The organism is Clostridium sulfidigenes (assembly GCF_052067195.1).
Classification (GTDB): Bacteria; Bacillota; Clostridia; order Clostridiales; family Clostridiaceae; genus Clostridium_J; species Clostridium_J sulfidigenes.
The window spans coordinates 123,611-135,201 of sequence record NZ_JBQHQR010000010.1; the positions used below are offsets into that span (position 1 = coordinate 123,611).

Here is an 11,591-nt window from a genome sequence, read left to right on the forward strand (position 1 = left end):
AGTGATTAGAAAAGGAATTACAGTTAAAGGGACAGTTCAAGGCGTAGGATTTAGACCTTTTGTATATAGAATAGCTTTAGAAAATCAACTTTCAGGTTGGGTGAATAATACAAGTAAGGGAGTGGTTATGGAAATTCAAGGAGAAGAAGTAGGTATAGAGAATTTTTTAACTAACCTTAAGGAAAGGGCACCTGAGTTAAGTCGTATTGAAGAAGTAGTAGTTGAAAATAAAAAAAGCCTAAAGGATTATAAGGAGTTTCTTATAGTAGAAAGTACCGAGGAGAAGGGAAGGACTTTAATTTCTCCAGATATAGCTACATGTAAGGAGTGTGAAAAAGAGCTAAGGGATAGTAATAATCCAAGAAGATATTTATATCCTTTTATAAATTGTACAAATTGTGGTCCACGATTTTCCATAATAAAAGATACTCCCTATGATAGAAAATATACTTCTATGGATAATTTTACTATGTGTGACAAATGTAAGGAAGAATATGAAAATCCTGATGATAGAAGATTTCATGCAGAGCCTACCTGTTGTTCCTCCTGTGGTCCAAGAGTAATCATCTTAGATAATAAGGGGAACCCTATAAAATCTAAGGATGAATTTGAAAGTGTGAGAAAGTATTTAAGGGAAGGAAAAATAATTGGAGTTAAGGGCATAGGTGGTTTAAATCTTGTTTGTGATGGAAATAATGAATTAGCTATAGAAAAACTAAGGCTTAGAAAACATAGACCAGATAAGGCATTAGCCCTTATGATGAAAGATATAAATGTAGTAGAAAAATATTGTTATGTAAATAGTGAAGAAAAAGAAATTTTAACAGGAAATAAGAAGCCTATATTGCTTTTAAAGAAAAAGAACAATAAACTACCAACTAATATTTCCTTTAATAATAAAAGACTAGGAGTAGTATTGCCTTATTCTCCCCTTCATTATTTAATATTTGATAACGACATAGATACTTTAGTTTTTACTAGCGGGAATTTAAGTACTATACCAATAGTATATGAGGATATAGAGGCTATAGACAACCTAAGTGAAATAGTAGATTATTTTTTCATTCATCATAGAGAGATTAATATGCCCGTTGATGATTCTGTAGTTCAAGTAATTGGTGGTTACGGTAGGGTCATAAGGGCTGGTAGAGGTTATGCGCCTTACTATAATAAATATAAATTCAAAGAAAATATCCTAGCCTTAGGATCTCAATTTAAAAATTCATTTTCCCTTGGAAGTGGGGATTGTATTTTTACAAGTCCTTATATTGGAGACATGGAGGGAGAAGAGAATTATTTAAGATTTAATAGAGTGTTGAAGCACATGAAGAATATTTTTAGAGTTGAACCGAGTACAATTATTCATGATATGCATCCTAATTATTGGAGTAAGGATTATTTAGATAAAAACAAGGTGAAAACTTTAGGTGTTTATCATCATCATAGTCACATAGTGAGCTGTATGATAGAAAATAAAGAAAAGGATAAAGTTATAGGGATAGCCTTTGATGGAGTGGGATATGGAGAAGATGGGAACCTTTGGGGAGGAGAGTTTTTAATATGTGATAAAAAGAACTTTATTAGAGGAGCACACTTAAAATATATTCCCTTGCCTGGAGGGGATGGAGCAGTAAAATTTCCATGGAGAATTGGACTATCTCTTTTATTAGGAGCATTAAAGAAAGAGGAGATTGAAGAAGCTGCTTGTAGATATTTTCACGGTATGGAATCAAGGATAATTATTAATATTCTAAGAAAGAATTTTAATTGTCCACTAACTTCTAGTATGGGAAGATTATTTGATGGAATTGCCAGCCTTTTAGATTTTAAGAAAGAAGCATCCTATGAAGGAGAGGCAGCTATGTATGTTGAAGGCTTAGCAGAAGATTTCATTGATTATTTAAAGGGTACTAATGATTATGATTATAAAAAAAGGTATGAGAATAGATATCAGTGGGAAATTAGTGATAGCCTACCTTATATTATAGATATAAATAAATTGATTAGAGACATTATAAAGGATTTAGATAATAAGATTGAAAAAGGGCAAATAGCTTTAAAATTTCACAATACTATAATAAATTTTTCCAATGAAGTTTGTATTAAATTAAGAGAAGAATATAGCCTAAATAAGGTAGCTTTAAGTGGAGGTGTATTTCAAAACTCTATTTTGTTAGAAGGAATAGAGATGGCGTTGAAGGAAAGTGGATTTCAAGTTATAACCCATAGATTAATACCTTGCAATGATGGGGGATTATCTATAGGTCAGGTAGTTATTGGAAATGAGTTATGTAAGGAGTATTAATATGTGTGTAGCTATTCCGGGAAAGGTATTAGAAATATATGAAGGTAATTCCTTGGTTGAATTTGGAAGTTTAAGAAAAAGAGTTAATACTAGTCTAATAGAAAATTTAGTTGTTGGAGAATATGTTTTGGTTCATGTTGGTTGTGCCATCGAAAAAATTGAGGAAAAAGAAGCTATGGAGACCCTAAATATATTTAAGGAGTTAATGGGAGACTTTTAGAATGTTTTATAGAGATGAAGGAAATTCAAGGGAAATTAATTTGGCAATTAAACTATTAAAAAACATAAAGGAAAGGTGTAAGGAAAACATAAATATAATGGAGGTTTGTGGTACACATACACGAAGTATTTATAATTCAGGTATTGATAAGCTGTTACCACCTAATATTAGGTTGTTATCAGGACCAGGATGTCCCGTTTGTGTAACAGATGAGAGCTATATAGATCATGCCATAGAGTTAAGTGAGAAAAAAGATGTAATAATAACTACCTTTGGCGACATGATTAAAGTTCCAGGGAGTTGTAGCTCATTAAGAGAACAGATGGCTAAAGGAAGAAAGGTAGAAGTTGTATATTCCCCATTAGATGCTTTGAAGATAGCAATAAATAATAAAGATAAGATTATAGTTTTTTTAGCTATAGGCTTTGAAACTACAGCACCTATAATAGCTCTTACAATAAAAGAAGCACTAGAGAAAAATGTAAATAACTTTTTTATTTTAAATTCTCTAAAGACTATGCCTAAGGTTATGTCTACCCTAATTTTAGATGAAGAAGTTAAAATTCATGGATTTATATGTCCAGGACATGTAGCAACAATAATTGGTTGCAGACCCTTTGAGAGATTATCTAATGAGTATAAAACTCCTATGGCTATATGCGGCTTCAAGGCTATAGATATATTAGCTGGGATACTTTATATCATATATAAAAAAGAGAGAGGTAATTACGGATGTGAAAATTTATATAAAGGTTTTGTTTATCCAGAAGGAAATAGAAAAGCACAAGAGATATTAAATCAGGTCTTTGAAACTTCATCTAGTTTTTGGAGGGGTTTTGGAGAAATAGACGGTACAGGATATAAACTAAGAGAGGAATATAGCTACTTTGATGCTAGAAATAAATTTTCTTTAAAAAATAAAATTGCAAATAAAAATAATCAGTGTATTTGTGGAGATATATTAAGGGGAATAAAAAGTCCTATGGATTGTAATGCTTTTGGAAAGATGTGTACACCGAGGACTCCAATTGGTCCATGCATGGTATCTAAAGAAGGAAGTTGTGGCATTGTATACAGTACAAAAGAATTGTAGCTTATAAGTTTAACATAGAATGAGTTAACAAGTTTAATTATATGCATATTTAAATTATATTGAAATTTAATATTAGGAGGAGCTATGGAAGTTATAACATTAGCCCATGGTAGTGGAGGAGAGGAAACATATAAATTAATAAAGAATGTATTTCTAAAGTATTTTAATAATGATATATTAAAGGAACAAGGGGATTCAGCTATATTAGATATGATTAAGAGAAAAATAGCAATAACTACAGATAGTTTTGTGGTAGATCCTCTGTTTTTTAAGGGTGGAGATATAGGGAAACTGAGTATTTGTGGTACTGTAAATGATCTGTGCGTAAGTGGTGCAATTCCTCTATATATATCTGCTGGTTTTATTCTTGAAGAAGGATTACAACTTAAAGATTTAGAGAAAATAGTAAAATCTATGTCTGATACTGCTAATAAAATAGGAGTTAAAATAGTAACGGGAGATACTAAGGTTGTACAAAGTGGAAAAGGTCATAAAGTTTATATTAATACAACAGGAATAGGATATATAGAAAAAAATAATTATCAGTTAAACATAAAAGAGATTAGAGCAGGAGATGCAATAATTATAAGCGGTACTATTGGAGATCATGGTACATCTATTATAAATGAAAGAGAAAATTTAGATATAGAGTCAGGTTTAAAAAGTGATTGTGCTGCTCTTAATGAACTAACAAAAGCTATAATGGATACTAGCAATGAAATTAGAATAATGCGAGATCCAACTAGAGGAGGGTTAGCTAACACTTTAAAAGAGTTGGTGAACACTAGTGGAAAGTCTATGGAAATATGGCAAAAGGATATACCTATAAGAGAGGATGTAAGGAATTTTTGTGATCTTTTAGGATTTGATCCTCTTTATATGGCTAATGAAGGTAAGTTGATTTGTATTGTAAGTAATAAAGATGCTCATAGGGTTTTAAATGTAATTAAATCAAATCCTTTAGGAAGAGAAGGCGCTATTATTGGCAAGGTACTAGATGATGGCAAAGGTAAATTATATTTAAAAACTTACATTGGAGGAACTAAGGTCTTGGGAATGCTACAAGGAGAATTAATCCCAAGAATATGTTGATTGATTTAAGAAGCGAGAGAAGTTTTGCTTCTTTTTTATTATTTTAAATACCTATTTTCAATAAATATTTAATTAAATTATTTATAAAGAAATATAAGATGTACTCGAGAATATAATAGTAAGTTTTATAATATATTTTGTAATTAAATTTAAAGAAAGGTTTAAAGAAGTATTTTTATAGATTAAATATTATAGATTTTTAAGTAATTTAATCATTATTAATAATAAGTATATAAATTACAAAAATATATAAATTAAAAAATTATACACTTAGGAGGAAAAAATATGAAACATAAGAAATTTAATAAGCTTAAGAAATTTAAATTACAGAGCATTAGAGTCAAACTTATAGTTATACTTTTACTAATTTGTTTAGTACCAGTTGCTGGAATGGGAATAACTATATACTCAGAATCAAAATCAATTTTAAGAGATAAGCTTGAAACTACAAGCAAACAAACAATTTTAGAGGTAAATAGGGGTATAGATAATTATTTTAAAGGTATGTCTAAATCTGTAGAGCTAATGTCTAATAATATAAATATTATAGAATCAGATGATAAAGAAGACTATTTTAACTTTGCTAAACTATTAATTTCAGATGTTAAAAATACGGATGAAGATATTTTAACTGCTTTTATAGGAACGGAAAAGGGGAAGTTTTATATTTATCCAGAAGCAAACACCGATGCTAACTACGATTATAAATCTAGACCATGGTATAAGCTAGCTATGGAAAATAAAGGGCAAATCGTAATAACTCCACCATATAAAAGTGCAACCACTGGTGAAAATGTAGTAACTGTAGCTAAAACTATAGAAAAAAATAGCAATGTAGTTGGAGTTGTAGGACTTAATGTAAGTTTAAAAAATCTTTCTGATGGATTATCTGAGATTAAGGTAGGAAATGAAGGGTACATGTATGTATCTGACGCAAGTGGTAATTTGGTAGCACATCCTAATAAAGAAATCATAGGTACTGATGAAGCTGCTAAGCTTTCTGTTTGGAGTGACATAAGCTCGAATAAAGAAGGATTTACTGGGTATGATTTTAATGGGGAAAAGAAGTTTGCAGTTTACACTACAAGTCAATTAACAGGCTGGAAAATAGTAGCGTCTTTGGATGATAAAGAACTATTAAAGGATACACAAAATATTCGAAATATAATTATACTAACATTAGGAGTAATAGCTATAATAGCTATAGCAGTATCTTTAATATTTAGTAATTCTATATCAAAGAATATTAATAGATTATTGACGGCTTTTAACAAAGTTAAAGATGGAGATTTAAGGGTTAATGTTAATATAAAGTCAAGAGATGAATTTAAAGACTTAGGTGAAAATTTCAATGGAATGATAGAAAACATATCATCCTTAATTAAAAGTGTTAACAAGTCTTCTAATATAGTTTTAGAAACTTCATCAAATTTATCTGCTATAGCCGAGGAAACCAGTGCTTCTATCAGTGAAGTAGCAAGAGCTATAGAAGATGTGTCTGGTGGAGCCATTGAACAAGCTAATAGTGCTCAAGACGGAGCCACAGCTATGATTGAATTATCAGAGAACTTAAAATTATTAAATGAAGCTACAGAAGCTATGGGTGCGGTATATGAAAATGCTAATCACCTAAGCAACAGAGGATTGACCATGGTAGATACATTGATAGAAAAGTCTAATGATACAAGGGTTTCCACTAATAAGGTTTCAGAGTTAGTTATAGATATGGATGAAAGTACAGGAAAAATAAATTCCGTATCAGATACTATTTCTCAGATTACAGAACAAACTAACTTACTTTCTCTTAATGCATCTATTGAAGCAGCTAGAGCTGGTGAAGCTGGTCGAGGGTTTGCAGTAGTAGCAGAAGAGATTAGAAAGCTAGCAGAGCAATCAAAGGATTCTACCATGGAAATTAAGAAGATAGTAGATGATATAAAAACTAAAACTAACATTGCTGTTGTGGCTATTAGGGATACTGAAAAAATTGTAGAGGAACAAGATGGTGTAGTAGACGAAGCAAAGGCTGTATTTAACGATATAATGGCAGGAGTGCAAGATTTAATAAGTAAAGTTACTGAAATTAGTGAATATATAGTAGTTATTAATAAAAAGAAGGATAATGTAGTAACTCAGATAGAAAATATATCATCTATATCACAAGAGACTGCGGCGTCTTCAGAAGAGGTTACTGCTTCAACAGAAGAGGTAACAGGAATTTCAGAGGAGCTTACGGGTCATGCTAATGAGTTACAACATATGTCTGAAAAACTAAAAGAAATAATAAATACTTTCAAATTTGAATAAAGATTATAAGAGAAGGAATATGGAATAAGCTGTATTCCTTCTTATTTTATACAAAAGTTATTTAATAAAAGGATAAATTTTTTTCTCAATAATATGTAATAGAAACTTAGTATTATGTAAATGCATAATTAAATTTAAGGACCTAGGTCAATATCAAATAAAATATTTTAATTTGTTTATACTATATGTTAGAACTCAAAATATATTTAGTTTCGTGCAATATTGTGCATGTTAAAAGGAGAGATATTTATGGATATAAGAGAAATTCCCAAAAGCCAGTTACTTAAAAATGTTTCAATAGATCAAATTAATAGATGTTCAAAAGAACCTATGATGTTAAGTAATACTCAAGTTAGGGTAAGACAACAGGATAATGAGTATTTTGTCATAGAAGGTCTTGAAAAAATATTAAGTACTGATAAAAATAAAGATGGTGATGACTTAATAAAATGTTACGTAGTATAATTTTAGAGTGATATTTAATAAATTATTTAAGATAGAGCATAAACTTTATGAAAAATATTTTAATTAAAAACTCCATTAAAAACACATAAGTTATTGGTATAATCTAATAAATATTTATTATGGAGGGATAGTATGTTTACTAGAATAAAGAAATCGGTTAATAGCTTTTTAGATAAGATTGCAAAACAAAATGAGGAACTATATGGGAAGAGAAAAATGGATTGCTGTAATTTAAATAATCAAAATCAGAAGAAGTCTATAAGAAATAAGTAATAGATAAATGTTTTATATAATATAAGAATTATAATATATATTTATAGTATATACATTGAAATTATAGATAAGGTTTCACATATAACAAAATATAATAATTATATTTTAAATTTTTATTGACAAATTCAACAACTCCTAATAAAATTTACTCAGTGAATTTCATCTAAAGGAAAGGTGTATATAAAAGAATGGAGAATAAAATCAAATTATATGGCTTTAATAATCTTACTAAGACACTAAGTTTTAACATCTATGACATTTGCTATGCAAAGGGTGAAAGAGAACAAAAGGAGTATGTAGATTATATTGATGAGCAATACAATTCAGAAAGATTAACTAAAATATTATGCGATGTTACTGATATTATTGGTGCTCATGTGTTAAACATATCCAAGCAGGACTATGATCCTCAAGGTGCAAGTGTAACCATATTAATTTCTGAGGAACCTTTAGGGGATGGGGTAATAGATGAATCATGTAATAGTGGTAAATATATTTTAAAAACTAAGGAGACTGTTGTTGCACATTTGGATAAGAGTCATGTAACGGTACATACTTATCCTGAATATCATCCAGATAATTCTATAGCAACCTTTCGAGTAGATATAGACGTATCTACTTGTGGACAAATTTCTCCGCTAAATGCATTAGATTATCTAATTAGCAGTTTTGACTCTGATATAATTACCATTGATTACCGTGTTCGAGGATTCACTCGTGACATTAATGGTAAAAAGTGTTTTATAGATACACCAATTAAATCAATTCAAGATTATATTGATGATAAGACTTTGCAAAAGTATGATGCTATGGATATAAACATGTATCAAACAAATATATTTCATACTAAAATGCTTATAAAGGAAATTGATTTACAGAACTACCTATTTAAAAAAGATACTCATGAATTTTTACCAAGAGAAAGACTTAATATAAGTAATGCACTTAGAAAAGAAATGATAGAAATATTTAGTGGTAAGAATGTTTATAATGAATAATATTATATTAACTAGGAGGATGAAAAATGGAGTTATGGTATACTGAGAATCACTCAGAGACTGTTAGGTTTTCAATAAAGGTTGACAAGCAAATATATGCTGGAAAAAGTGATTTTCAAAGAATAGATGTATTTGAGACAAAGGAATTCGGAAGATTTTTCACTTTAGATGGAATAGTTATGATAACAGAAAAGGATGAATTTATTTATCATGATATGATAGTTCATGTTCCTATGGCTACAAATCCTAAGATTGAAAAAGTTTTAGTTATAGGAGCTGGAGATGGTGGAACAATCAGAGAGCTAACAAGATATAATACAATAAAAGAAATAGACATGGTAGAAATCGATAAAAAAGTAGTTGATGTATGTTTAGAGTATTTTCCGATAACATCAAGTAAACTAAAGGATGAAAGAGTAAACTTATACTTTGAAGATGGTATTAAATTTGTTAAAAATAAGAAAAATTACTATGATTTAATAATAGTAGATTCTACTGATCCAATAGGACCTGGAGAGGGCTTATTTACAAAAGAATTCTATAGAGATTGTTACGATGCATTAAATGAAGAAGGAATTTTAGTAAATCAACATGAAAGTCCTTATTATGAAATGTATGCTAGTTCTATGAAGAGAGCTCATAAGCGTATAAAAGAATCCTTCCCAATAGGGAAAGTGTATCAAGTTCATATTCCAACTTACTCATCAGGGCATTGGTTATTTGGATTCGCATCTAAAAAGTATGATCCAGTAAAAGATTTAAATGCTGAGGCATGGAACTCTTTAGGGTTAAAGACTAAATATTATAATACAGACTTACATTTGGGATCTTTTGCTCTCCCAAACTATGTTTTAGATATGCTAGATCATGCTTGTGATGAAGAATAATATTCAATCTACATAATAAAGGAAATTGAAGATATATTTTTCTATATAGATAAAATTAAAAATATTAATAAAAAACCTTTGACATATTAAAATTAATTTAACATGTTTTAAAGGTTTTTTATTTTTAAACATTTTGAATATATGGTAAAATGTATATTGAGTTTAGGAGGAATTAATATGAAGTGTAAAATATGTGGAATGAATATTAATGAGAAGAATTATGATTTTAATTCATTTGCTTTTATAAATAAAAATTCTATAAGTAACATAGTATACTGTCCGTTCTGTGGAGTAAGCAGTATTTATTTAAGTGGTGATGATGAAGTTATTGAAGTAGATAGTAAGAAGCTAGATATAAACACATTAAGAATTTTAGACCATGCCGTTAAGCTTGAAATATTTAATGGAGAGTTTTATAAAGAAGCAGCTAAAAAAGCAAAGAGTGAAGAAGTTTCTAAGGCTTTTCAGGCTTTATCGAAAATAGAAATTTTTCATTCAAAGGTTCATATGGGATTAGGAGGTTTTACTAAAACACCTGCTTTGACTAAAATAAACTATGACAAGTATGATAGTGACGAAGCACTTTTGAAATTGGCAAAGGAAAGAGAAGAGCATGCTGTTTACTATTATGAAAGATATAAGAATGAAGTATGCGATGAAAATGTAAAAAGAGTTTTCGAAGCTTTAATTGAAGTGGAAAAGGAACATATAGAGCTTACCTATGAGTATAATTTAATATAAATAAGCTTTATATAGCTTAAATACAAGAAAATTAGTTACTATATGAACAAATTGAGAAATCTATTCATATACATTAGGCTTAAAAAATGTTAAAATAGTATTTTAGGCACATATAGTATGGAAAAAATGAATTATAAAGGAGGAGAATATATGAAAGATTATGTTATTATTACAGATTCAACGGTAGATTTACCTCTTGATATTATAGAGAAAATAAATATAGGCATTATACCTATGGCCTTTGATATGGAAAATAAAACTTATACACACTATCCTGATGAGAGAGAAATGACAAGCCATGAGTTTTATGAGAGACTAAAAAATGGTGATACTTCTGTTACAACACAGATAAATTATTTTACTTATAGAGAGTGCTTTGAAAAGTTGTTGAAGGAAGGAAAGGATATTTTATATATAGCATTTTCTTCAGGACTTAGTGGAACATATAATAACTCTCAATTAGTGATACAAGATCTTAAAGAGGAATACCCTGAAAGAAAAATTATATCAGTTGACTCTCTTTCAGCTTCAGTTGGGGAAGGGCTTCTAGTATATAATGCTGCAATGAAAAAAGAAGAAGGCTTAGCCATTGAGGAATTGGTGAAGTGGATAGAAGAACATAGAAATAATACTTGTCACTGGTTTACAGTTGAAGATTTACATCACTTAAAACGAGGTGGAAGGATTTCTTCAGTGGAAGCAATTATTGGGACAACCTTAAAGATAAAGCCTGTATTGAGTGTTGACTATGAGGGAAAGTTAGTGAATGTATCTAAAGTAAGAGGAGAAAAAAAATCCTTGGAGAAATTACTAGATAAGATGCTAGAAGATGGTATAAACCTGAAGGAACAAACTATTATCATAGGTCATGCAGATAGCTTAGAAAGAGCTGAGTATCTTGCTAATATTATTAGAGAAAAGGAACTCGTAAAAGATATTATTATTAGTACTATAGGTCCTATAATTGGAACTCACACTGGACAAGGAATGATAGGATTAACATTTATGGGAAACAAAAACTTGAAATAAGAACTTATTAAGAATTATTATGGAATATTTATTTATAATATAGCAAAAGAAGCCTAGGTTAGTGGTAATTTAAAATGTACCCTAAGTCAAGGACATTTTATAAAAAGACCCTAAGATAAAAGATGATTTCTGTATTGAACAGGAGTCATCTTTTTTAAGTTCCATTGGCATCTATACTTAT

General features: G+C 29.4%; 11 protein-coding genes. All 11 read left to right on the plus strand.

Annotation, left to right across the window (positions count from 1 at the left end; genetic code table 11):
- Position 1 precedes the first annotated feature (1 nt).
- Positions 2–2,305, plus strand: coding sequence for a carbamoyltransferase HypF (gene hypF / locus ACTNBA_RS12720; protein ID WP_441074524.1), 2,304 nt, complete (start codon positions 2–4; stop codon positions 2,303–2,305).
- Positions 2,283–2,525, plus strand: coding sequence for a HypC/HybG/HupF family hydrogenase formation chaperone (locus ACTNBA_RS12725; RefSeq protein ID WP_441074526.1), 243 nt, complete (start codon positions 2,283–2,285; stop codon positions 2,523–2,525). The genes hypF and ACTNBA_RS12725 overlap by 23 nt, the downstream gene beginning before the upstream one ends.
- Position 2,526: 1 nt before the next feature.
- Positions 2,527–3,618, plus strand: coding sequence for a hydrogenase formation protein HypD (gene hypD / locus ACTNBA_RS12730; protein WP_441074527.1), 1,092 nt, complete (start codon positions 2,527–2,529; stop codon positions 3,616–3,618).
- An 84-nt stretch (positions 3,619–3,702) separates the two neighbouring features.
- Positions 3,703–4,710 carry a hydrogenase expression/formation protein HypE gene (gene hypE, locus ACTNBA_RS12735; protein ID WP_441074529.1) on the plus strand — a complete coding sequence of 336 codons (1,008 nt, stop codon included), beginning with the start codon at positions 3,703–3,705 and terminating at the stop codon, positions 4,708–4,710.
- Between the two features lie 285 nt (positions 4,711–4,995).
- The gene (locus ACTNBA_RS12740) at positions 4,996–7,017 is read left to right on the plus strand and encodes a methyl-accepting chemotaxis protein (RefSeq protein ID WP_441074530.1); all 2,022 of its coding nucleotides are present in this window, start codon (positions 4,996–4,998) and stop codon (positions 7,015–7,017) included.
- Positions 7,018–7,266: 249 nt separating this feature from the next.
- Positions 7,267–7,482 carry a hypothetical protein gene (locus ACTNBA_RS12745; protein ID WP_441074532.1) on the plus strand — a complete coding sequence of 72 codons (216 nt, stop codon included), beginning with the start codon at positions 7,267–7,269 and terminating at the stop codon, positions 7,480–7,482.
- 132 nt (positions 7,483–7,614) lie between these two features.
- Complete coding sequence (locus tag ACTNBA_RS12750) at positions 7,615–7,755, plus strand: LDCC motif putative metal-binding protein (protein ID WP_156964382.1); 141 nt, start codon at positions 7,615–7,617, stop codon at positions 7,753–7,755.
- Positions 7,756–7,943: 188 nt separating this feature from the next.
- Positions 7,944–8,753, plus strand: a complete 810-nt coding sequence (gene speD / locus ACTNBA_RS12755) for an adenosylmethionine decarboxylase (protein ID WP_035134951.1) — start codon at positions 7,944–7,946, stop codon at positions 8,751–8,753.
- Between the two features lie 26 nt (positions 8,754–8,779).
- The gene (gene speE, locus ACTNBA_RS12760) at positions 8,780–9,640 is read left to right on the plus strand and encodes a polyamine aminopropyltransferase (RefSeq protein ID WP_441074534.1); all 861 of its coding nucleotides are present in this window, start codon (positions 8,780–8,782) and stop codon (positions 9,638–9,640) included.
- 177 nt (positions 9,641–9,817) lie between these two features.
- On the plus strand, positions 9,818–10,381 hold the full coding sequence (locus ACTNBA_RS12765) for a ferritin family protein (RefSeq protein WP_035134948.1): 564 nt from the start codon (positions 9,818–9,820) through the stop codon (positions 10,379–10,381).
- A gap of 150 nt (positions 10,382–10,531) precedes the next feature.
- Positions 10,532–11,410, plus strand: coding sequence for a DegV family protein (locus ACTNBA_RS12770; protein WP_346884432.1), 879 nt, complete (start codon positions 10,532–10,534; stop codon positions 11,408–11,410).
- Positions 11,411–11,591 lie beyond the last annotated feature (181 nt).